This window comes from Corallococcus silvisoli, from assembly GCF_009909145.1.
In the GTDB taxonomy this organism is placed as follows: domain Bacteria; phylum Myxococcota; class Myxococcia; order Myxococcales; family Myxococcaceae; genus Corallococcus; species Corallococcus silvisoli.
Genome location: NZ_JAAAPJ010000001.1, coordinates 415,459 through 438,107, shown reverse-complemented (window position 1 = coordinate 438,107; position 22,649 = coordinate 415,459). Strand labels below are relative to the sequence as shown.

Below are 22,649 nucleotides of genomic sequence, written 5' to 3'. Positions count from 1 at the left end.
ATCACCGGCCCGTGGGACTCCCGCCCACGGGCCGGCTCACACCTCGCCGCAGGACGCGAACACGCGCTCCAGCAGCTCCAGCGAGCGCCGGGCCGCGCTGAGCACCAGCGCGGGCTCCCCGGTGTTCTCGTCCACGGTCAGCTTGAGGATCTCCAGCGCCTCGTCGGGATGCGCGTCGTCATACCGGGCATGCGCGCGCAGCCAGCGCAGCGTGTGCGAATCCATGCGCACGCCGTCCCGCGCATACGCGGCGAAGGGCTCCACCACCGCGCGCGTCCAGACCCCCGTCACGCCCTCGATGGCCCAGTTCGCGGCGGCGATGCCCTCCGCCAGGGTGCCGTTCCGGCACGCCTCCAGCAGGTGCCGGTGCAGCGCCTGGACCTCGGGCGTCAGCGGCGCCTGGAAGGCCTTGTCGGCGTCCACGCCCGCCGCCTGCATCCAGTCAATCCACCATTCGGCGTGGCGGGCCTCCACGCTCAGGTTCTGCAACAGCCAGCGGCGGATGCTCGCGTCGCCCGGACGCACGCCGTAGGTCGTCTTCGCCAGCGACAGCCCCATGTACTTGGGGAACCGCTCCACGATGGGGAAGCACCGCACCAGGAAGTGCTGCCAGGCGCGCAGCGGCGGGTGCCGCCCCTCCGCGGTGTCCCGGAACAGCTCCGGCGTGCACGCCGCCTCCCAGGCGGGCCGCAGCGCCTCCAGCATCCGCTCCATCCACGGCGGATGGGGCGTGAGGCGCAGCGGCGCGAGCTGATAGCGCCGGGCTGCGTCCTCCTCTTTCAGGGGAGATGTGGAACCGGTTTGAGAGACGGAGACCTGGGAACCCTCGCCCAAAGACGACACAGCACGCGCTCCTGCTTCCAGGTGGCTGACTGGCCCTCATGGCCGCCCCCCTCCACCCCAAGCATCGTCAAGGTGAACGGGTGTCTGTGTTTCATCCAGGGCTTCCGCGAAAAAACGTGATTCGAAACGGGGATCTGTTCCAAATCCAAAGCGCTCCTGCCCTCCAGAAAGTATCCCCCGGGACAGGTGCGGGCCGCATTGGCCCACCATCCAACGGGAGCGGCTCAGGCCCCCTTCTGGAGGACCCCGCGCGCCTTGAGCAGCATGCGGCGCAGCGGCGCTTCGTCCGCGCGGGCCAGCGCTTCGTCCCAGCCCAGCCACTGGATGCCGAACGACTCCGCGGGGTCATGCGCGAGCGCGTCGGGGTCCTCCGCCACCACGAGGTAGCGCACGTCCAGGTGGTGGTGCTCGGGCTCGTCCTTGCGCGCGGGAATCGTGTGCACGTCCACGTCCAGCGGGCGCGGGGCGGTGGGGTGCGGGTGCACGCGGCAGCCGGTCTCCTCGCGGGCCTCGCGCAGCGCGGTGGCCTCCATGTCGCCGCCGTCGACGCCTTCCGCGTGTCCGCCCGGCTGCAACCAGCGCTTGAGCTTCGCGTGGTGCAGCATCGCCACCCGCTGGCCGGACGCGTCCACCACCACCGCGCTGCCGGTGAAGTGCGCCCCGGGCTGGGCGCGGGAGAAGGGCTCCCCCAGCGACGTGGCGAAGTGGCGCATGCGCGCCAGGTCCTCGCGCTCCTTGTCGTCCTGGGGGACGTGGCGCGCGAGCAGTTCGACGAGGGAAGCAGGAGCATGGGGCATGCGCCTGGATAGCCACCGGCCCGCCCGGGACACCAGCCCTTTCACGGGGCCGGACGTGCGCCCCCGCCGGTCCGGTGTAGGGTGCCGCCCCAGGTGTGCCCTCCTGCCGGAGCGCACCGGCGACGCCCCACCCCCTTCTTTCGAGCAGGCGCATGGCCCGAATCCTCGTCATCGACGACCACGACACCCTCCGCGAGGGCATGACCGTCACCCTCACCCGCTCTGGCCACACGGTGGCCGCGGTGAGGAGCGGGGCGGACGGGCTCGCCGCGTACAAGAAGAGCCCCTTCGACCTGGTCGTCACCGACCTGAAGATGGACGGCATGGACGGCATCGCCGTCACCCGCGCCCTCAAGCAGGCGGACGCGGGCGCGGTGGTGATGGTGGTGACGGCCTTCGGCACCATCGAGACGGCCGTGCAGGCCATGCAGGAAGGCGCGTACGACTTCATCACCAAGCCGTTCCCCCCGGAGGTGCTGCGCGCCAAGGTGGACAAGGGTCTGGAGCTGTCCGCCACGCGCCGCCAGGTGGAGCGCCTCACCGCCCGCACCGACGCGCACGACGCCGACGCCGCCCTCATCCACCGCGACCTCGTGGGCGACAGCGAGCCCATGCAGAAGCTGCTCGCGCAGGTGCGCAAGGTGGCGGCGAGCGACGCCACCGTGCTCGTGCGCGGCGAGAGCGGCACCGGCAAGGAGCTGGTCGCCCGGATGCTCCACCAGCGCTCCCCGCGCAAGGACGGCCCCTTCGTCGTCGTGCACTGCGCGGCCCTGGCGGAGACGCTGCTGGAGAGCGAGCTGTTCGGCCACGAGCGCGGCTCCTTCACCGGCGCCGTGAAGCGCAAGCTGGGCCGCTTCGAGCTGGCCGACGGCGGCACCCTCTTCCTGGATGAGATTGGAGAGATTCCCGCCTCCGTGCAGACGAAGCTCCTGCGCGTGCTCCAGGAGAAGGAGCTGCAGCGCGTGGGCGGCGAGGAGACGCTCAAGGTGGACGTGCGCGTGGTGAGCGCCACCCACCGCGACCTCCAGGCGGAGGTGAAGGCGGGCCGCTTCCGCGAGGACCTGTACTACCGGCTGCACATCGTCCCGCTCACCCTGCCGCCCCTGCGCGAGCGGCCCGAGGACCTGCCCGCGCTCGCGCGCCACTTCGTCGCCAAGCACGCGCCCCGGGTCAACCGGCGCGTCACCGGCATCGACGACGCCACCCTGCACGCGCTCACCCGCCACGCGTGGCCCGGCAACGTGCGCGAGCTGGAGAACGTGATGGAGCAGGCGCTCGTCTTCGCCGAGGGCGAGACGCTCACCCCCGCGGACCTCCCTCCGCACCTGTCCGGCCAGACGCCCCGCATGGACGCGGGGCTGCCGGTGCCCCAGGGGGACCGTCCCCTGCCTGAAATCCTGGAGGACCTGGAGCGCCAGCTCATCGCCCGCGCCTACGAGAAGGCGGGCGGCGTGAAGACGGAGACGGCCCGGCTCCTGGGCATCAAGACCTCCGCGCTGTACTACAAGCTGGAGAAGTACGGCTTCCTGCCCCGGGGGGAGCGCCCCGAGGAGGGCTGAGGGCCCCCTGTCGCCTCGGAAATCCGTCACCCCCGCCCCAGCCCCATGATTTTCCACCGCCTCGCCTGCCTACCCCTTCCCACCCGGCCGCGGCCAGATCCCCGGAACCAGGACGCTTTCCGGCGGGCCCGGGAACAAGGTAGGAGGATGGGGCTGGCATCCGCCTTGCTGACGGTGTTCCTTCGATGATGCTGCGTGCCCTGCCCGTTCTCCTGTGTCTGCTCGTGGGCGCTCCCGCTGGGGCGACGACGGGGCTGGAGCAGGCTCGCGCGAACGCCCAGGCGGCGCGAAGCGAGGTGCGCACCCTGCGCAACCGGCAGCAGGGCCTGCGCGACGAGCTCAACGGGCTGGCCGCGCGCATCGAAGCCCTCAAGGCCCAGCGCCAGGGAAAGCTCACGCCGGGTGGGGAGCTGGAAGGCGCGCTGCGCCGTTCGCAGGAGCTGAGCGGGGAGCTGACCGGGTTGGCGCAGTCGGTGTCCGGCGCGGAGGGCGAGGTGGAGCGCGCGCACCTGGCGCTGCACGGCGCGCTCTCCCAGGAGCTGACGCGGCTGCGCGCGGCCTGGGACGCGACGACGGACCGGGGAGAGCGGGCGCGGCTGCTGGAGCAGATGCGGTCCGTGCGCGGCGAGCGGGAGGCCGTGCGCGCCGCGCTGCCCGCTTCGCAGGTGCCGGCGCTGGAGGGCGCGACCCGCGGGGATGATCCAGAGGACCTGCTCGCGCAGGCGGACGCGCTGCGCGACACGCAGGACAAGGTGCGCCAGCGGCTCCAGGCCTTGAAGGCGCGCATCACGGAGGTGCGCGAGGAGCGCGACCTGGACCGGCGCATGAACGACTTCCTGGGCGAGGAGTCCATGTTCGACGACCAGGACCGGCGCCTGCGCCTGCGCACCACCGGCGACCAGGGCCTCCAGGTGGCGCCCACGCAGCGCAGCGGCGGCACCCGGATGCCGTGGGTCAGCGCGGGCGAAGCGGATTACAACGCGCCGCCCCTGGCGGGCGGCCCCAACAGCGGAGGAGAGACCACCACCGGCGGTGACCCCACCCGGCCGGGCGGCATGGGGACGGCGTCCGTCACCGCCAGCGACCGGCGGCCCCAGGTGGATCCGGTGCGCGCCCAGGCGCTGGCCGCGGGCGGCCCCGAGGACCTCTCCTCCCTGGAGCAGGAGGCCACGCGGCTGGAATCCCTGGCGCGCGAGCTGGATGGCCGCGCGGGGGCGCTGGAGCAGCGGGCCAAGACGCTGACGCACTGACCGGCCGCGCGCGCCCGGGCGCTACAGCAGGCCGCCCTCGACCTCCAGCACCACCGTGGCCTGCAGGCGCACCTCGCGCTCCGGCAGGCGTCCGGTGCCGCGCAGGAGGATGGCCATGGAGGGCGCGGCGACGTAGGGCCTCAGGTCCACGCTCCCGTCCGTCTTCAGCGACAGCGTGGGGTTGGGCGGGCTCAGCTCCAGCGCGGCGATGCCGTCGCGCGCCGCGAAGCGCGACTCGGAGTTGCCCGCGCGGGCCACGGCCTCCAGCGAGTCCAGGAAGTCGAAGCCCTGGTCGTTGGGGCTGAGCACCTTGAGCTTGAGCGAGCGCACCTGCACGCGCGACACCTCGTCCTTGGTGACGTCCCGGTTCTTGAAGTCCTGGTTCTCGTTGAAGTCCAGCGACGAGAAGCTGCTGATGGCGGGAAAGGCGTTGAGGAGCGTGGGCTTGCCGGTGGGGCTCGCGGGCACCGTCACCTCGCCCTGGATCTCCGTGGTGAAGGACGAGGGGGAGCAGGCGACGAGCCCCAGGCCGGCCACCACCGCGAGGAAGGACGCAGAAGACATGGCCGCAATGTACCGGGCGGCCGGGTGCGGCGTCACCGACCGCGGGCGCGTCCCGCTGTCCCCGGGAGGACGGCGGCCGCCCGGGCTTCGCGAGGATGGGGCGTGCCAGCGGGCCGGAGTATGGTGCGCGCGTCTTGGACCGCCGCCTGCCTCCGCTCCTCCTCGCCCTCGCCACCCTGTGGGGCGGAGGTGCGCTCGCGGCCGAGTGGCAGGGCTCGCTCCGGGGCACCGGCCGGTTGCTCGTGGACACCAACGCCCCCCGGGACTTCACCGACGGCGTCACGCCCGCCCCCGGCGCGGACCTGGCGCTGAGCGTGCTGGGCGTGGCGGAGGGCCGGGGCACCGGCGAGCGCGCGCAGGTGGTGGGCCGGTACGAGCTGGGGGGGCGCAAGTACCTGGACTACTCCAACGAGGACACGCTGGTGCAGGCGGGCGCCCTGGAGGGTTCGCTGGCGCTGGGCACCGAGTGGGGGGTGGGCGCGGAGGGCCACGCCAAGGACCGGCGGGGCGGCAGCCGCGCTTATTCGGACCTGGGCACCAGCCTCTTCGCCGAGTACGCCCCGGACGTGCGGCTCGCGCTGCGGGTGCGCGTGGGTGCGCGGCGCTTCGTGTACCGCCCGGACGAGACAGCGGACTTCGGCGGGCCGGAGGTGGGGGTGCTGGGCCGCTACCGGCTGGCGCCGCGCCATGCCTTGAACGTGTTCGGTGAATGGGGTTCGCGCCGCTACAGCCTCCTGGCGCGGCCGTTCCCTGGCGTCAGCCAGTCCCCCGGACGGCGCCAGGACGGCGCGCTGGTGGCGGGCGCGGGCTACACGTACCGGGGGCCGGTGAAGCTGTCGCTCACGTATGCCTTCCAGGAGGTCAGCTCCAACAGCTTCGGTGAAACGGCGCTGCGCCACCGGCTCACCGGCAGCGCCGGCGTGCGGCTGCCGTGGCGGGTGACGCTGCTGGCGCAGGGCACGCTGGGCCTCTCGCGCTACCCGGACGGCATCTTCCTGTCGCCGGAGATCATCCTGGTGGAGGAGGACGAGGGTCAGAACTCGCTGTCCCTGAAGCTGGCGCGGCCCGTCTCCCCCCGGGTGGACCTGGAGCTGTCCTGGGGCATCTGGAGCACGCACCTGCCCCGCAACAACCTGAGCTACACACGCCAGGTGTTCGGCGTGGGCTTCACCTGGCGCGACCAGGACTAGGCATCACGGGAGGCCGGGGGCTGCTGGCTCGGACGCCCGGTCAGTCCAGGTCGGCGATGCGCTCGTCGATCTCCTCCGCCAGGCCGGGGTGCTGCTGGGCGAGCGCGTGGTCCCGGGCGGTGGTGAGCACCTCCTTCGCCTTGTCGGTGCGCCCGGCCCCCACGTAGGCGTCCCCCAGGGAGACGAGGGCGGCGGCGTACTGGGGGTCCAGGCGGACGGCGGTCTCCAGACTCTGGATGGCGCCGTCGTACTCCTTGCGCTCCAGGTGCAGCTTCCCCAGGGAGAACCAGGCCATGGGGGCGTCGGGGAACTGGGCCACCATCTTCTTGAACTGCTCCAGGCGGGCGTCGCTCATGGACGGAACCCCTTAGAGGAGCGCTGGAAGCTTGCCAAGGGTGCGCTAGGGTATCCGCCACATGGCCACGAAGAAGAAGACCCCCGCATCCAAGACGAAGGCGAAGAGCGGCACCCGGGCTCCGGCCCGGAAGAAGACGGCGGCGAAGAAGGCGAAGTCCAGCCTGCGCCCGCCGCCGCGCAAGAAGACCGCCGCCGCGCGCAAGAAGGCCCCGCGCGCCGCGGCCCCGCCCGCGCCGCCCAAGCCCGCGGACAATCCGAAGGCGCGCGCGCTGGCGCGCCGCATTGGCGACCTGCTGTTGGACAAGAAGGCCTCGGACGTCGTCATCCTCGACATGCGCGGGATGACGTCCTACGCGGACTACATCGTCATCGCCTCCGGCGAGAGCGACCGCCAGGTGAGCGCCATGGCGGAGCACGTCCAGGTGCAGCTCAAGCAGGACGCGCCGCCGCTGCGTCCCATCAGCACCGAGGGCCTGGAGACGGGCCAGTGGGTGTTGCTGGATTACGACGACGTCGTGGCCCACCTGTTCAACGGCGAGGTGCGCGCCTTCTACGACCTGGACGGGTTGTGGGCGGACGCGCCCCGGGAGAAGCCGGCCTAGCGGTGAAGGTCCGTCTGCTCTCCATTGGCAAGGACCGGTCCGGGCTGTTCGAGCCCGCCGTGCAGGAGTACGCGCGGCGGCTCGAGCACTACACGCGCTTCGAGCTGGTGGAGTTGACGGAAGCGTCGGGCCGCAAGCTCAAGGCGGGCGACGCGAAGTCCTCGGAGGCCACCGCCATCCTGGGCAAGCGCAAGCCGCAGGACTGGCTGGTGGCGCTGGACGAGCGCGGCACGCTGCTGGACTCGGTGGAGTTCAGCCGCTACGTCGGCAAGGCGCAGACGGGCGCGAAGGACCTGCTCTTCGTCATCGGCGGGGACGAAGGCCTGGACGACTCGGTGCGCGCCGCGGCGCATCAAGTGCTGTCGCTGTCGAAGATGACGCTGCCCCACCGGATGGCGAGGGCGGTGCTCATCGAGCAGATCTACCGCGCGTTCACCCTCCTCAAGGGCGAGCCCTACCACAAGTAGGCAGCCGGGCAGCCCGGCCGGCCGGGACGTCAGGGCGCGAGAAGCGCCCGCGTCCGAGCGGCCACCATGAACACCCCTTCTTCTGAAACCTCCACGGCCGTCGCGCCGGCAGCCACCGTGCGCATCATCGCCTCGCCCCAGTCCTGGGTGGAGGGAGAGGCGGTGCGCCAGCTGGAAGCCGTGGCGCGACTGCCCGGCATGCGGCTGGCGGTGGGGCTGCCGGACCTGCATCCCGGCAAGGGCGCCCCGGTGGGCGCGGCCTTCGAATCCGAGGGCTTCCTCTATCCCTACCTGGTGGGCAGCGACATCGGCTGTGGCATGGGTTTGTGGGACGTGGACCTGCCGGTGCGCAAGGCGAAGGCGGAGCGGTGGGCGGCGAAGCTGGACCTGGAGGGCGCGTGGGGAGGCGACACGGACGCGGTCCTCGCGGAGCATGGCGCGAAGGCCACGGGCTTCGAGGCCGCGCTGGGCACGGTGGGCGGCGGCAACCACTTCGCGGAGGTGCAGCGGGTGGAGACGGTGCACGACACGCGCGTCTTCGAGGCGCTGGGCCTGAGGGAGGAGCGGTTGCTGTTGCTCGTGCACTCGGGTTCGCGCGGGCTGGGGGAGGCCATCCTCCGCACGCACGTGGACCGGCACGCGGCGGGGGGGCTGGGGGCGGAGTCGGACGAGGCCCGCGCGTACCTGGAGCGGCACGACGGCGCGGTGGCCTGGGCCCGGGCGAACCGGGCGCTGGTGGCGCAACGGACGCTGGCGGGAATCGGGGCGACGGGGCGGCGGGTGTTGGATGTGTGCCACAACAGCGTCACCGCGCGGCACGCGAATGGCCGCGTGGGGTGGCTGCACCGCAAGGGCGCGGCGCCGTGGGATGAGGGGCCGGTGGTGATTCCCGGCAGCCGCGGCGCGCTGAGCTATCTGGTGTTGCCGGTGGGCACGGGCGAGCAGAGCGCGCACAGCCTGGCGCACGGCGCGGGCCGCAAGTGGACGCGCACGGCGGCGCGGGAGCGGCTGCGGGAGCGCTTCACCGCGGAGTCCCTGACGCGCACGGCGTTCAAGAGTCACGTGGTCTGCGAGGACCGGGACCTGCTCTTCGAGGAAGCGCCGCCAGCGTACAAGGCCATCGACCGCGTGGTGACGGACCTGGTGGAGGCGGGGCTGGTGCGGGTGGTGGCGACGCTGGCGCCGGTGCTCACGTACAAGACGCGGGGCCGCTCGGCGGACTGAGCGGCACGGGACTCGCACGAGGCGCGAGGCATGCGCTGCCCTTGGGAGTCCCGGTGATGTGGAAGGCCCTGCTGGATGTGCTCTACCCGCCCATGTGTCTGGCCTGCGCGAAGGTGCTGCCGGGCGTGGGCGCGCTGTTCTGCGAGACGTGTGACACGGCGCTGGAGCGGCTACCGCCGGTCTGTTGCCGGACCTGCGCGGAGCCCGGCGTGTTTCCGGGAAACACCTGTCCCCGGTGCCGGACGGTGCCGCCCCCCTTCAGCCGGGCCTGGGCGCCCTTCGCGCACGAGGGCCCGGTGGCGAGGGCCATTCACCGGTTCAAGTACGAGGACCAGCCGGACCTCGCCGCGCCGCTGGGGGCGCTGCTCGCGGACGAGGCACGCCGCTTCCTGAGGACCGCGCCCCGGTGCGTGGTGGCGTTGCCACTGCATGCGCGGCGCTTCCGGGAGCGGCGGTATGACCAGGCATCCCTGCTGGCGGGAGAGGTGGCGAAGGCCAGCGGGTGGGCGGCGCCGGTCGGGTGGCTGGAGCGCACGCGGGAGACGCGAAGGCAGGTGGGGTTGAGCGAAGCGGAGCGCGCGGGCAACGTGGCCGGGGCCTTCGTGGCGGCTCGGGCGGTGAAGGGGCAGGAGGTGTTGCTCCTGGATGATGTGTTCACCACCGGCTCCACCGCGAGGGCCGCCGCCGTCGCGCTGCGGGAAGCGGGGGCCGTGCGGGTGGAGGTGCTGACCCTGGCGAGGGCGTTCACCCTCGCCTGAGCCGCCGGTTCAGCCTCGGGAGTTTCGCAGACGGACGAGCTCGGCCTGTGCCTCCGCGAGCCGTCGCTCCAGCTCCTCGCGGCTTTGCAGCTCCAGCTCGCGGCGCTGCGTCTCCTTCGCGAGCAGCCGCTCCAGCTCTTCACGGCGCCGTGCCTCCTCCTCGGCGCGGCGTTGCAGCTCCACCGTCTGGTCTTCCAGCCGGCTGAGGAGCTCCCTCAACTCCAGCAGCGGCGCGTTCCCTGCCCAGAACCGCAGGTGCTCTCCTTCCACCTGAAGCTCCAGCCCCAGCACTTCCGAGACATACCGGCCGTGATGGGGTTCCATGCGCGTGTAGACACGCGCGTCAGGCGTCGCCAAGCGGTAGCCCTCCAGGGTGAACCGTCCTCCATCGAAGATGAAGTATTCAGGGATGCCCAACCGGGCATACCGGCTCACGTTGAATTCAGCGTCCTTCTTCCGGTCGCCGCCAACGTGCACCTCCATCACCCAGTCGAGTCCGTGGCCTTCGTGACTGACCACCCACTTGTCTCGGGAATGAGACTCCGCGTCCAGGACCACCAACAGGTCCGGCGCGAAGCGCCGCTCCGCCGGGTAATAGACAGGCAACTCCGTGCCCACGTAGACCTTGCGCCCCCGGCGCGTGAAGTACCCCTCGAGGACATCCACCGCGCGCATCTTCGGCTTCGAGTGGCGATCCCCCTCCGGCATCGCCATCTCTTCGTACGTCACTTCCCCCGGCAGCGCTTCCACCACCCGGGCCCGCTCCGCCTGCCCCATCCGTTCCCATTCTTCCTGTGAAGGCGCCCGGGGAAAGGCGTCTCCAACCTTGTCGGTATGACGTCCCATGACCTCAAGCCTGCGTCGGGCAGACATCTGGGTCAATCGCCCCGCGCGGGCTCCGAGCAAGCACCAGGCCAGACAGTTGTCACGCATGGGAGAAGGAGCCGCGCATCCAATGCCAGCTCCCTATGATGCCGCGCGTATGACTTCCGCTCCGACCTCCAGCGCCGAGGATGAGCCGCGCTGTGCCACCCATTCCAGGGCCGCACCGCGAGCATGCTCGCGATGTGGAGCCTTCATGTGCCGGGCCTGCATCGCCCCCGGGAGCAACCCGGGACATTGCCGCACCTGCGGGAACCACTTGCGCGCGGCGGGGCTCGACCCCTCCGACAACCGCAGCAGCATTGGCGAATACCTGGCCCAGTGCAGCTGGCTCACCGCGTTCCTCACGTCGGGAGCGATCTACTTCTGGGGTTTCAAGCAGGGCTCGCTCGTGGGGCTGCTCACCCTGACGAGCGGCTTCCTGCTGGGACTCGGCTGCGGGCTCTTCGCGCTCAGGCGGGAGCGGGACCGGCGTCTTCTCCGGGTCCTCGTGCCCGCCATCATCGGCATCGTGCTCAACGGCCTGCCCTGGCTCGCGACGGTGCTGCTCATCGTCCTGCCGGCGTCCGTCGACCTGATCAAGGACCCCTTACGCTGACTTCGCCGCCTCCAGCGCGCGCGCCTCACCGCGAAGCCTCACGTCCAGCCAGAACGTCCCGCCCGGCACGAGCGACGCCACGAAGGCCACGGCGATCCGCTTCACGCCCCATCGGTACTCGATGGCCGCCATCATCAGCGTGTACAGATACGCCATGAAGAGCAGGCCGTGCGCCATGCCCACCGCGCGCACGCCCTGGGGCATGCCCATGGCGTACTTCAGCGGCATGGCGATGAGCAGCAGGACCAGGAAGGACAGTCCTTCCCAGAAGGCAACGGCGCGGAAACGTCCCAGGGCGGTCTTCAGCATGGGCTCCTCTCTCCTCCGCCACACGCGCAGGGGTCAAGGCACACGGGCCGGACGGGATGCGTCCCTGTCGTCGGCGTGGTGAGCCTGGGTGATACACCTCCCGGATCGTCGGGCTCCCACGTGAAGCGCGCGCCCGTTCCCCTGCCCGCCAGCAGGTCCTTCCTCCAGCGCCCCTGCTTCCGCCGTCGTGCGGCACCCAGGCCGCGGCCCCCCGGCCTCTGCCCTGCGTCCACGCGCGCCCGCCACGATGTCGTGCGCACCACTCCCGGCGCCTTCGTCTCCCTTCCATCCCCGGAGGCTGTTATCCCCTTCGCGTGGACTCCACCCAGACGACCCCCTCCCTCCCCGCGCTCGCGCGCGAGGCCGCCCAGGCACCTGACGCCGCCCGGCGACAGCTTGCGCGTTGCCGCGACACCTTCGCCTACCTGGGTGCTCGCCTGCGCCGCACGCCGCCCCGCTTCGTCGTCACCTGCGCCCGGGGCAGCTCCGACCATGCGGCCGTCTACGGCAAGTACCTCATCGAGACCACGCTCGGCCGCGCCGTCGCCTCCCTGGGCCCCAGCGTCGCGTCCGTCTACAACACCCGCGCCCTGGACCTGCGCGACGCGCTCTTCATCGTCATCTCCCAGTCTGGCCGCAGCCCAGACCTCCTGCGCATGACCGAGGCCGCCCGCTCGGGTGGCGCTGTCGTGCTGGGCTTCATCAACGACGAGGCGTCCCCGCTGGCCGCGCTGTGCGACGTGCTCATCCCGCTGTCCGCCGGCCCCGAGCAAAGCATCGCCGCCACCAAGTCCTATCTGCTCTCCGGCCTGGCCTTCCTCCAGCTCGTCGCCCACTGGTCGGACTCGGCGCAGCTCCATGACGCCGCCCGGCGACTGCCGGACGCACTGGAGGCCGCCGGCAGGCTCGACTGGTGGCCGGCGCTCACGTCGTTGAAGGACGCGACCAGCCTCTATGTCATCGGCCGTGGCAGCGGCCTGGGCGCGGCGCTGGAGATGGCCCTCAAGCTCAAGGAGACGTGCCGCCTGCACGCGGAGGCCTTCAGCACCGCCGAGGTCCTCCACGGTCCGCTCGGGCTGGTGCGCCCGGGGTTCCCCGTGCTCGCGCTGGGGCAGGAGGACAACGCCGCGCAGGGGACCCGCTCCGTCGTGCAGCGCATGGTGGAGCTGGGCGCCGCCGTGCACAGCGCCCTGCCCGTCCCGGGCGCGAACGTCCTGCCCACGCTGCCAGACCTGCCCGCGTCGCTCGCGCCGCTGTGCCAGGTGCAGAGCTTCTACTTCGCGGTGCACCAGCTCGCGACGGCGCGCGGACTGGATCCGGATGTCCCCGCGCACCTGCGCAAGGTCACGGAGACCGTGTGATGCTCCCGTCCTCCAGACTCCAAGACGCGCACGGCTTCAGCGAGGCCCCGCCCCCCGGCGCCCTCGTCCGCGAGGCCGCTGAGACCGCGTGATGCCCATCCTCCAGCCCCCAAGACGCGCACGGCTTCAGCAGGCACCGCGCCTCGACTGCCACGCCTCCCTCGTCCGCAAGGCCACGGAGTCCGCGTAATGCCAACGCTCACCGTCCTCCAAGACACGCACGGCTCCAGCGGGGATCCACGCCGCGAACCCATTGCCTCCCTCGTCCGCAAGGCCACGGAGTCCGCGTAATGCCAACGCTCACCGTCCTCCAGGGTGCGCGCGTCTTCACCGGGGACATGTGCCTCGAAGGGCACGCCGTCGTCATCGAGGGCGACACCGTCCGCGCCATCGTGCCCATGTCCAGCGTTCCAGCGAGCGCCACCGTGCACACGTTGCCCGGGGACACCGTCCTCGCCCCGGGCTTCATCGACGTCCAGGTGAACGGCGCGGGCGGCGTGCTCTTCAACGACACGCCCACCGTGGAGGCCGCGCTCGCCATCGCCTCCGCCATGCGGACGTGCGGCACCACCGCCCTGCTCCCCACCTTCATCACCGACGACCCCTCGCGCATGCGCGAAGCCTGCGAGGCCGCGCTCACCGCCACCGCGCAGTCGGACGGCGGCGTGCTCGGCATCCACCTGGAAGGCCCCTTCATCAGCCGCGAGCGCGCCGGCGTCCACGCGCCCTCCTTCATCCGCGCGCCCGACCCCCGCGACGTCGACTACCTCACCGCCCTGCCCCGCCGCTTCGCCGCGCACGGCGGGCGCGTGCTCATGACGCTCGCCCCCGAATGCGTGGACGACGCCACCCTGCGCCGCCTCGTCACCTCCGGCGTGGTGCTCAGCGCGGGACACACCGCCGCCACCAGCGAGCGCACCACCCAGGCCCTGGCGACAGGCGTGCGCGGCTTCACCCACCTGTTCAACGCCATGCCCCCCGTGCTGAACCGCCAGCCCGGTCCCATCGTCGCCGCGCTCACCCACGACGACGCGTGGTGCGGCGTCATCGCGGACGGCGTGCACGTGCACGCGGACAACCTGCGCCTGCTCCTCAAGGTCAAACCCCCAGGCAAGGTGTTCCTCGTCACGGACGCCATGCCCCCCGTCGGCACGCCCGTCACCTCCTTCACCCTCCAAGGCCGCACCATCCTGCGCCGCCATGGCCGGCTCGAAACGGAGGACGGCACGCTCGCGGGCGCGGACATCGACCTCACGGCCGCCGTGCGCCACTGCGTCCACGCGCTCGGCGTTCCCCTGGAGGAAGCCCTGCGCATGGCCTCGCTCCACCCCGCGGCCTTCCTCGGCGTGCACGGCCACCGGGGCCGCGTGGCCCCAGGCCATCGCGCGGACCTCGTGCTGCTGAAGCCAGACCTTTCCGTCCACACCACCTGGGTCGGCGGACAGGCGCGGACCACCGAATCTCTCACTCGCGATTAACCCGGAAAAATTGGGACGTGACTCCTTCCGCGTGAACCGCAGGCGAGGAGAACACGAATGCGTCGTAGGCAATGGATTGTGGGCCTGGTGGCGTCCGCGCTGACTGTCGCGGGCTGTGGCCAGGAGACCTTCGCGCCCGAAGCCCAGGGCCCGGGCAGTGTGATGAAGGCGCCGCTGGACGCCGCGTGGGCCGTGGGCGTCGCCTACTCGGTGGGCACGCGCGTCACCTACGAAGGCCGCGTCTATCAGTGCCGTCAGGCCCACACGTCCCAGGCGGACTGGACCCCCGTGGCCGTGGCGGCGCTGTGGCTGGACCTGGGCCCCGCCACGGGCGGTGGAGGCGACACCACGGCGCCCGTCGTCACCGCGAGCAGCAGCACGAGCAGCATCACCGCCGCGGGCTCCCTCACCATCTCCGCCAGCGCCACCGACGACGTGGGCGTGACGAAGATTGAAATCCTGGAGAACGGCACCCTCGTCGCCACCGCGTCGTCCTACACGCGCGCCTTCTCGGGCTCCGCGCAGAACGGCACGTACACGTACACCGTGAAGGCGTACGACGCCGCCGGCAACGTGGGCAGCAAGACGCTCACGGTCACCGTGAGCATCCCCGGCACCGGCGACACCACCGCGCCCGTCGTCACCGCCAGCGCCAGCGCGTCGCGCATCACCGCCGCGGGCTCCGTCACCATCTCCGCCAGCGCCACCGACAACGTGGGCGTGACGAAGATTGAAATCCTGGAGAACGGCACCGCGGTCGCCACCGCGTCGTCCTTCACGCGCACGTTCTCCACGTCCGCGCAGAACGGCACGTACACGTACACCGTGAAGGCGTACGACGCCGCCGGCAACGTGGGCACCCAGAGCGTCACCGTCGTGGTGGAGCTGCCCGGCACGCCGCCGCCGGGCGGCAAGCGCATCGTCGGGTACTTCACCGCCTGGGGCATCTACGGCCGCAACTACCAGGTGTCCAACGTCCCCGCGTCGAAGCTCACGCACATCAACTACGCCTTCTCCAACATCTCCGCGGACGGCAAGTGCGTGCTGGGGGACTCGTTCGCGGACATCGACAAGGGCTTCGGCTACCCCGGCGAATGGGACCCGGGCGCGCTGCGCGGCAACTTCCGCGCGTTCAAGGAGCTGAAGAAGACGAACCCCCAGCTCAAGCTGCTCATCTCCATTGGCGGCTGGTCCTGGTCCAAGTACTTCTCCCAGGTGGCCGCCACCGCCGCGTCGCGCACCGCGTTCGTGAAGTCCTGCGTGGACCTGTACGTGAAGGGCCAGTTCCCCGGCGTCACCCCTGCCAACGGCGTGGGCGTGTTCGACGGCATCGACGTGGACTGGGAGTACCCCACCGGCGGTGGCCTGCCGGACAACATCAGCAGCCCCGCGGACAAGGTGAACTACACCCTGCTCATGCAGGAGTTCCGCACCCAGCTGTCCGCCGTCACGTCGCAGACGGGCCAGCCCTACCTGCTCACCATCGCGTCGGGCGCGTCTCCGGACCTGCTCGCCAACAAGCAGGAGACCGTGAAGCTCTCCGGCATCCTCGATTGGATCAACGTGATGTCCTACGACTACCACGGCGCCTTCGAGAGCACGGTCAACTTCCACTCCGCGCTCAACCGCGTGACGGGCGACCCGGGCGCCAACGACGGCTTCTACACCGACGGCTCCATCTCCAAGATGCTCCAGCTGGGCGTGCCCGCGTCCAAGATCGTCCTGGGCGTGCCCTTCTACGGCCGCGGCTGGGGCAACGTGCCCAACGTGAACAACGGCCTGTTCCAGAGCGGCGTCCCCACCAAGGGCACCTGGGATGACGGCCAGTCCGGCCTCACCGGCGTGTTCGACTACAAGGACCTCAAGGCCAACTACGAGCGCGCGGGCTCCGGCTACACGAAGTTCCTCCACCCGGAGAGCAAGCAGGCCTACCTCTACAGCCCGTCCACCAAGGTGTGGGTCGCCTACGACGACCCGGAGAGCGTCGCCGCCAAGTCGGACTACATCCTGGCCAAGGGCCTGGGCGGCGCCATGTTCTGGGAGCTGAGCGGCGATGACGGCGGCCTCGTCAACGCCCTCTACGCCAAGCTCCACTGACGCCTCTCCCCCAGCAACGGGGCCCCACCGGGGCCGGCACGGGCATTCGCGCCCGCGCCGGCCCCGTCCGTTTTCGTGCCGTTGCCTCCACGGGCCCACCCCACCCCACACCGGTCCGGCATAGACTGCGGGTGTCTGGGTTGCCTGCCCGCCGTCCGGGGCCGCATGCAGGGGAAGGCCGTGACGGGTCCGCCTGTTCACTGGCGTCATCGCCCCCTGCCGTCCTGGCGTCGCCGCGTGGCGCCGCTGCCACTTGAGGAGAACGGATGTCGCGTTTCACATCGCTGGCCGCAGTCTTCGTGCTCACCTGCCCCGTGCTGGGGTTCGCGAAGCCGAACGCGGACGACCGGGCCCGCGAGTACGCGGCCGAAGCCGTGAAGGCCTTCAACTCGCCGCGCGGCGGCGCCGCCCTGCTGCGGATGCACGCGCTGGTGGATGACGTGGAGGACCTCACCCCGCTCATCAGCACGTACCAGCAGCTCTCCTCGCGCCGCACGGCGGATGCGAACACGCGCACCACCGCGCAGCTGCTCCTGATGGACGCGGAGCGCGCCCGCGGCCGCATGGTGCGCGCCAACGAGGTCCGCCAGTGGCTGGGCTTCGTCAACGACTACTACGTCGTCGGCGGCTTCGAGAACGAAGGCAAGGCCGGCTGCGACACCGACTTCGGCCCCGAGGCCGCCAACCTGGACCTCACCGCGCGCTACCCCGGCGCCAAGGGCCGCGAGGTCACCTGGCGCAAGCTCTCCGTCACGTCCGCGGACGGCTACGTGGACCTGGCCACCGCCGTGCGCCCCAACAAGGAGGCCGTGGCGTACGCGCTCACCTGGCTGGAGGTCCCGCAGGACACGCGCGTGGCGCTGGGCCTGGGCACCTCCGGCGGCTACCGCCTGTGGGTGAACGGGCAGCTCGCGTCCAAGGAGGACCGCTACAACCTGCCCCGTCCGGACCAGACGCGCGTGTCGGTGAAGCTCAAGAAGGGCCTCAACCGCGTCCTCGTGAAGGTGTGCCAGGAGACCGGCCCGCTGGGCTTCTACCTGCGCTCGGAGTCCGCCTCCGCCCGCGCGTCGCTGCCCGCCAAGGCCCCCGCCCTGGAGCGCATGCCCACGCCCGCGCCGCAGCCCCTGCCCACCCTCACCTCCTCGCTGCGCGCGCTGGTGGAGAAGCACCCGGACGACGCGGCCCTGCGCGGCGACTACGCCCAGGTGCTCGCCTTCTTCCGCGCCTATGACGAGCGCGAGCACACCGCCAGCGCCGAGGCCGCGCTCGCCGCGGAGAGCGCCCCCAACGACGCGCGCCTGCAGCTGCTGGCCGCCAACACGCAGACGGACGACCTCAACGAGCGCCGCCGCTTCCTGGAGGCCTCCGTGAAGGCGGACGGCGCGTACGCCCCGGCGCGGCTGGCGCTGGCGGACCATGAGATGGACCGGGGTCACCCGGAGCGCGTCCAGCCGCTGGTCGCCCCCATCCTGGAGCAGGAGGACGGCCGCAACGTGCCGGGCGCGCGGCTGTTGCTCGCCCGCGCGGCGGAGGCCCTGGGCGAGCGCGCCCGCGCGCACGCGCTGGTGGAGGAGGCCTTCCGCCAGCAGCCGCGCGTGCCCCGCGTGGTGCGGGTGGCCGCGGCGGCGTCCCGTCAGCAGGGCCGCGACCAGGAGGCCATGGACCGCATGCGCGTGGTGCTGGCGCTGCGCTACGACGACACCAACACCCGCCGGCAGCTGGCCGCCATGCTCGCGGACGCGGGCAAGGTGGACGCCGCCGAGCGCGAGTACGCCAAGCTCACCGACCTGAACCCCTTCGACAACGGCTCGCGCGTGCGGCTGGCGGAGCTGAAGGCCGCCAACGGCGCCGCGGAGGAGGCCACCGCCCTCTTCACCGAGGCCAAGGCCCTCTCCCCGGACGAGCCGGAGGTGTACGAGCGCGAGGGCCGCGCGCTGCTCGCCGCCGGACAGCGCGAGCCCGCCCTGGCCGCCTTCGAGCGCTCGCTGGTGCTGCGCCCGCAGAACCCCGGCCTGAAGGAGGCGCTGCGCACGCTCAAGGGTGAGTCGGAGAGCGCCGGCACCCAGTACCTGGTGGACACGAAGCCCCTGTCCAAGGAGGCGGAGGGCTACGTGCACGAGGACGCCGTGTACCTCGTGGACAACACCTACGTGCGCGTGCAGAAGAGCGGCCTGTCCAGCCGCCTCCAGCAGATGGTGGTGCGCGTCCTCAATCAGCGCGGCGTGGACGCGTTCCGCAGCGTCCCCGTCACCTACTCGCCGGACCGGCAGGAGGTGCGGGTGCTGAAGGCCCGCGTGACGAAGCCGGACGGCTCCGTGGTGGACAGCTACGGCGACGCGGACCGCAACATCAACGAGCCGTGGACGGGCATGTACTACGACGCCCGCGCGCGCGTGCTGTCCTTCCCGTCGCTGGCCGCGGGCGACACGCTGGAGCTCACCTACCGCCTGGACGACACCGCGCAGGACAACCTGCTGTCGGACTACTGGGGCGACGTGGAGAGCGTGCAGGGCGTCTACCCGAAGGTGCGCTTCCAGTACGTCGTGGACATGCCCAAGGAGCGGCCGCTGTACTGGAACAAGAGCCGCCTGGCGGGCGTGGAGCAGCAGCAGGAGGCCCCGGAGGCCGGCCGCACCGTGTACCGCTTCGGCGCGAAGCACGTCTCCAAGGTGGTGCCGGAGCCCGGCATGCCGGGCTGGGCGGAGGTCGCCCAGAACCTGCACATCTCCACGTACAAGACGTGGGACCAGGTGGGCCACTACTGGTGGGGCCTCGTGCGCGACCAGCTCCAGCCCAACGCGGAGCTGAAGGCGACGGTGGACCAGGTGCTCACCGGCGTGGACCGCAAGGACCAGCTGGCCGTGGTGCGCGCCATCTACTCCTTCGTCGTCACCAACACCCGCTACGTGGCGCTGGAGTTCGGCATCCACGGCTTCAAGCCGTACCGCGTGGACCGCGTGCTGGCGCGCCGCTTCGGCGACTGCAAGGACAAGGCGAGCCTCATCCACTCCATGCTGAAGGTGGCCGGCGTGGACAGCCGGCTGGTGCTCCTGCGCATGCGCAACCTGGGCGCGCTGGACGCGGAGCCCGCGTCGCTGGCGGCCTTCAACCACGCCATCGCGTACGTGCCCAAGTTCGACATGTACCTGGACGGCACCGCGGAGTTCCACGGCGCCAAGGAGCTGCCGTCCGCGGACCGCGTCGCCAACGTGCTGGTGGTGGACCCCAACGGCACCAGCAACTTCCTCACCACGCCGGAGGCGAAGGCGGAGGACAACGCCACCACGCTGGCCATGGACGTGGCCCTGCGGCCCGACGGCGGCGCGGACGTGAAGGGCCAGAGCAGCGTGTCCGGCCAGTCCGCGCCGGACTACCGCCGCGCCTACCGCCCGGAGTCCACCCGCAAGTCCACCTTCGAGCGCGCGTGGGCGCAGAGCTTCCCCGGCCTCACCGTGCGCGAGGTGAAGCTCAGCGACACCACCCGCCTGGATGACGACGTGACGCTCAGCTTCAACATGGGCATCCCGCGCTACGCGGAGGTGCTCCCCGGCGGCAGCCTGCGCTTCCTGCCCTTCGGCACGGGGCGCACCTATCAGCAGGCGTACGCGTCGCTCGCCGAGCGCCGCTTCGACCTGGTGATGCAGAGCCCGTGGGTGAACACCTTCAAGCTGCGCTACACGCTGCCCGGCGGCTACACCGTGGCGGAGCTGCCCCAGGCGGTGGAGGAGACCACCCAGTTCGGCCGCGTGAAGCTCACCTACCGCGTGGAGAACGGCGCGCTCGTCGCCGACGGCGAGGTGGCCCTGTCCGTCGCCCGCATCAAGGCGGAGGAGTACCCCCAGTTCCGTGAGTTCCTCGGCCGCGTGGACCGCGCCTTCGGCCGCCGCATCCTGCTCCAGGGGCCGGGACAGAAGACGGCTTCGCGGTAATCGCGGACACTCGCGGTGCCTGCTGGGCACTGCTTCGCACGGAGGGCTTGACCCGGACGCGGCCCTCCGTGCTTAAGCATTCGCATGCACCCTGCACGCGCGCTCGTCCTTGGCTGCCTGCTGGTGGCGGGGACCGCCGCCGCCGCTCCCGTCGTCCAGCTCCCCGAAGGGGGACGGGCGGTGGAGGTCATCCCCAAGGGCGTGCTGTGCGGCCCCGTGCGGGGCGGCTGGGTGCTGGGGCCGGAGGGCCGCACGCTCAAGCCGCCCACGCGCGCGGACGACGCCAGCCGCACCCTGGAGCTGAAGGTCGCGGACGACGAGGCCGGGTGCGCCACCGCCACCGAGACCCTCGTGGTGGTGGCCACCGGCCCCTTCCCGCGCATCGACGGCGCCTCCACCACCTTCTTCCCGGATGACGGGCGGCTGGAGCTGAAGGGCACGGGCCTGAAGAACGTGTCCATCGCCTGGTCCGGGGTGCCCCGGGGGCCGGAGCCGCAGCGCGAGCCCATGGACGGCCAGGACATGTGCCTGGAACCCAACAGCCCCACCGAGTGCGCCGTCCCGGTGACGCCGGGCCTGCCCACGGACGCGACGCTGTCGTGGATACCTCCGTTCGGCCGCAGGGGCGCGAACGTGACGACGTACGACGCCAACGGGCGCTTCCTGGACGACGAGGCCTTCCGCCTGCGCCCGGGCCGCACCGTGCTCACCCGGCCCCTCATCCAGTCCTCCGGCGTGGACCTGTCCAAGGGCCCCGGCTACGTGGCGGTGACGCACTCGGAGGCCATCGCCTCCGTGGACTGCGGCAACGCGCGGTGCGAGGTGACGGACGGCGCGGTGTCCATCCGCAACGTGCCGGGGCTCAACCCCACCGTGGCGCTGCGGCTGCGGCTGGTGCCGCGCGTGTTCTTCGCCCGGGGCGACGCGCTGGACACCTCCGTGGCGGAGACGCTGCCCGTGCTCGCCTGCCCGCTCGCGGCGGTGGAGGGCACGGCGCTGCGCGACGCGGAGGACTCCGCGCTGGTGATGCGCCTGGACGCCGCGTGCGCGCACGACCCGCGCGCCCTGCTCTGGACGGTGAACGGCGCGCGCGTGCGCGTGGAGCGCGTGGTGAAGGCCCCGGACGGCACCTACGTGCTGCTGCGCACCAGCGGCACCTCCGAGCAGCAGGTGACCGTCACGGCCATCACGTCGCGCGTGGACGGCACGGTGGTGGCGTCGGAGACGGCGGACACGAAGCCCGTGCCGGACCCGCGCGCGACGCTGGAATTGCCCGGCCACGGCACCATCGACTTCGTGCCCACCAACCGCCCGGCGGAGGTGACGGTGGCCTCCAACGGCGGCCTGGGCCGCTTCGTGCTGCGCCCGCTGGGAGGCGCCTACACGGTGACGACGCGGGAGTCCGTGACCCTCATCCAGGGCGAGGCCACCGCGGGCGGCTTCGTGTCGCTGCGCTTCGCCTACCGGCTGCCCACGCTGCCGGGAGAGCTGGCCACGGCGGACCTCTTCCTCACCAGCGAGCGCGTGCAGCGCGCGGTGCGCGAGGCGAGCGTGCCCACCAACGTGGAGAGCCTGGTGGAGTTCATCTGCGCGAACAAGGACGGCGTGGACGAAACGCTCACGCCCAGCCGCCCGCACCGGGTGGCCTACGCCATGCGCAACACCTGCCGCGTCATCATCCACCGCGAGCGCCTCACGCCGGAGGAGGGCAACCAGGAGATCACCCTGCGCATCGACGTGACGAAGTCCGACGGCACCAACCGCTCGGAGAGCCACGTGGAGCAGCGCCTGTTCCTGCGCCCCAAGGGGGAGATGCGCGTCATCCCCGTGCAGGGCAACCTGGGCCAGTACGACCGCATCCTCGTGCAGGTGGCGCACGTCGCGGACGAGTCCCGCTACGCCCTGTCCACAGTGGACCGCACCGGCCTGCCCTCCGCGCAGTGGACCGCCATCGTGCGCGGCGGCATGTTCCGCCTCTACACCATGGCCACCATCCCCGCGGGCCTCTACCGCGCGACGCAGCCCTCGGGGCAGCTGGCCGTCAACTTCGGCGTGCTGTCGCGCCTGGCGCTGCTCAACAACGAGGGCCAGGAGCGCCTCCTGGGCATCGAGCTGGGCTTGATGGGCATGGGGCTGGTGCCGCAGTCCGGGGACATCCAGTTCCCGCCCACGCTCGCGGCCGTGCTGGGCCTGGGCCTGCGCGTGCCCATCGGTCCGGGCGCGGCGGTAGGCGCGCAGGCGTGGATCGCCCGCGAGTTCCGGGGCGACATCACCCGGCGCACCAACGGCGACCCCACCACCGACGTCGTGGTGCCCTCCAGCAAGTGGTCCTTCATCTTCGGGCCCAGCATCTCCGTGGGCAACGTGGGCTTCAACCTCTGAAG

General features: G+C 71.7%; 19 protein-coding genes. 13 read left to right on the top strand and 6 right to left on the bottom strand.

The genetic code is table 11. The annotated features are described in order from the left end of the window. Nucleotides 1-36: 36 nt before the first annotated feature. Nucleotides 37-843 carry a TenA family transcriptional regulator gene (locus tag GTY96_RS01670; RefSeq protein ID WP_161663681.1) on the bottom strand — a complete coding sequence of 269 codons (807 nt, stop codon included), beginning with the start codon at nt 841-843 and terminating at the stop codon, nt 37-39. A 224-nt stretch (nt 844-1,067) separates the two neighbouring features. Then, complete coding sequence (locus GTY96_RS01665) at nt 1,068-1,640, bottom strand: NUDIX hydrolase (RefSeq protein WP_161663680.1); 573 nt, start codon at nt 1,638-1,640, stop codon at nt 1,068-1,070. A gap of 152 nt (nt 1,641-1,792) precedes the next feature. Between GTY96_RS01665 and GTY96_RS01660 the strand changes: the two genes are divergently transcribed. Both GTY96_RS01660 and GTY96_RS01655 read left to right on the top strand, forming a co-directional pair. Further along, nucleotides 1,793-3,199: a sigma-54-dependent transcriptional regulator gene (locus tag GTY96_RS01660; protein ID WP_161663679.1), complete on the top strand. Its 1,407-nt coding sequence runs from the start codon at nt 1,793-1,795 to the stop codon at nt 3,197-3,199. Nucleotides 3,200-3,384: 185 nt separating this feature from the next. Next, on the top strand, nt 3,385-4,449 hold the full coding sequence (locus GTY96_RS01655; protein WP_143897847.1) for a TetR family transcriptional regulator: 1,065 nt from the start codon (nt 3,385-3,387) through the stop codon (nt 4,447-4,449). A 21-nt stretch (nt 4,450-4,470) separates the two neighbouring features. Here GTY96_RS01655 and GTY96_RS01650 read toward each other — a convergent pair whose 3' ends face one another. Further along, nucleotides 4,471-5,013 carry a hypothetical protein gene (locus GTY96_RS01650; protein ID WP_186001717.1) on the bottom strand — a complete coding sequence of 181 codons (543 nt, stop codon included), beginning with the start codon at nt 5,011-5,013 and terminating at the stop codon, nt 4,471-4,473. 95 nt (nt 5,014-5,108) lie between these two features. On the opposite strand from GTY96_RS01650, the gene GTY96_RS01645 reads away from it, so the two are divergent. Next, on the top strand, nt 5,109-6,203 hold the full coding sequence (locus GTY96_RS01645) for a hypothetical protein (protein WP_370456536.1): 1,095 nt from the start codon (nt 5,109-5,111) through the stop codon (nt 6,201-6,203). Between the two features lie 40 nt (nt 6,204-6,243). Here the strand turns inward: GTY96_RS01645 and GTY96_RS01640 are convergent, their stop codons facing one another. After that, nucleotides 6,244-6,558, bottom strand: coding sequence for a tetratricopeptide repeat protein (locus GTY96_RS01640; protein ID WP_161663678.1), 315 nt, complete (start codon nt 6,556-6,558; stop codon nt 6,244-6,246). Nucleotides 6,559-6,619: 61 nt separating this feature from the next. On the opposite strand from GTY96_RS01640, the gene rsfS reads away from it, so the two are divergent. The 4 genes from rsfS (at nt 6,620) to GTY96_RS37075 (ending at nt 9,611) form a co-directional block, all read left to right on the top strand. Continuing rightward, complete coding sequence (rsfS, locus tag GTY96_RS37080) at nt 6,620-7,162, top strand: ribosome silencing factor (protein ID WP_186001716.1); 543 nt, start codon at nt 6,620-6,622, stop codon at nt 7,160-7,162. A 2-nt stretch (nt 7,163-7,164) separates the two neighbouring features. Further along, nucleotides 7,165-7,629, top strand: coding sequence for a 23S rRNA (pseudouridine(1915)-N(3))-methyltransferase RlmH (locus GTY96_RS01630; protein ID WP_143897839.1), 465 nt, complete (start codon nt 7,165-7,167; stop codon nt 7,627-7,629). 66 nt (nt 7,630-7,695) lie between these two features. Continuing rightward, nucleotides 7,696-8,853 (top strand): RNA ligase RtcB family protein, encoded by a 1,158-nt coding sequence (locus GTY96_RS01625; protein WP_161663677.1) that lies wholly within the window; start codon nt 7,696-7,698, stop codon nt 8,851-8,853. A 56-nt stretch (nt 8,854-8,909) separates the two neighbouring features. Next, nucleotides 8,910-9,611, top strand: a complete 702-nt coding sequence (locus GTY96_RS37075; protein ID WP_201755754.1) for a ComF family protein — start codon at nt 8,910-8,912, stop codon at nt 9,609-9,611. A gap of 9 nt (nt 9,612-9,620) precedes the next feature. Here the strand turns inward: GTY96_RS37075 and GTY96_RS01610 are convergent, their stop codons facing one another. Continuing rightward, on the bottom strand, nt 9,621-10,457 hold the full coding sequence (locus GTY96_RS01610) for a Uma2 family endonuclease (protein WP_143897835.1): 837 nt from the start codon (nt 10,455-10,457) through the stop codon (nt 9,621-9,623). A 232-nt stretch (nt 10,458-10,689) separates the two neighbouring features. Between GTY96_RS01610 and GTY96_RS01605 the strand changes: the two genes are divergently transcribed. Beyond that, on the top strand, nt 10,690-11,091 hold the full coding sequence (locus GTY96_RS01605; RefSeq protein ID WP_161663676.1) for a hypothetical protein: 402 nt from the start codon (nt 10,690-10,692) through the stop codon (nt 11,089-11,091). Here GTY96_RS01605 and GTY96_RS01600 read toward each other — a convergent pair. Then, nucleotides 11,083-11,400, bottom strand: a complete 318-nt coding sequence (locus GTY96_RS01600) for a DUF3817 domain-containing protein (RefSeq protein WP_143897831.1) — start codon at nt 11,398-11,400, stop codon at nt 11,083-11,085. The genes GTY96_RS01605 and GTY96_RS01600 overlap by 9 nt on opposite strands. A 314-nt stretch (nt 11,401-11,714) precedes the next feature. On the opposite strand from GTY96_RS01600, the gene GTY96_RS01595 reads away from it, so the two are divergent. From GTY96_RS01595 to GTY96_RS01575, 5 genes are all read left to right on the top strand, one after another. Further along, the gene (locus tag GTY96_RS01595) at nt 11,715-12,761 is read left to right on the top strand and encodes an SIS domain-containing protein (protein ID WP_143897829.1); all 1,047 of its coding nucleotides are present in this window, start codon (nt 11,715-11,717) and stop codon (nt 12,759-12,761) included. 290 nt (nt 12,762-13,051) lie between these two features. Then, nucleotides 13,052-14,239: an N-acetylglucosamine-6-phosphate deacetylase gene (gene nagA / locus GTY96_RS01590; protein WP_161663675.1), complete on the top strand. Its 1,188-nt coding sequence runs from the start codon at nt 13,052-13,054 to the stop codon at nt 14,237-14,239. A gap of 57 nt (nt 14,240-14,296) precedes the next feature. Beyond that, nucleotides 14,297-16,336: a glycosyl hydrolase family 18 protein gene (locus tag GTY96_RS01585; protein WP_161663674.1), complete on the top strand. Its 2,040-nt coding sequence runs from the start codon at nt 14,297-14,299 to the stop codon at nt 16,334-16,336. Between the two features lie 266 nt (nt 16,337-16,602). Next, nucleotides 16,603-20,265 (top strand): DUF3857 domain-containing protein, encoded by a 3,663-nt coding sequence (locus tag GTY96_RS01580; protein WP_161663673.1) that lies wholly within the window; start codon nt 16,603-16,605, stop codon nt 20,263-20,265. An 84-nt stretch (nt 20,266-20,349) separates the two neighbouring features. After that, nucleotides 20,350-22,647: a hypothetical protein gene (locus tag GTY96_RS01575; RefSeq protein ID WP_201755753.1), complete on the top strand. Its 2,298-nt coding sequence runs from the start codon at nt 20,350-20,352 to the stop codon at nt 22,645-22,647. The last annotated feature ends 2 nt before the right edge of the window (nt 22,648-22,649 follow it).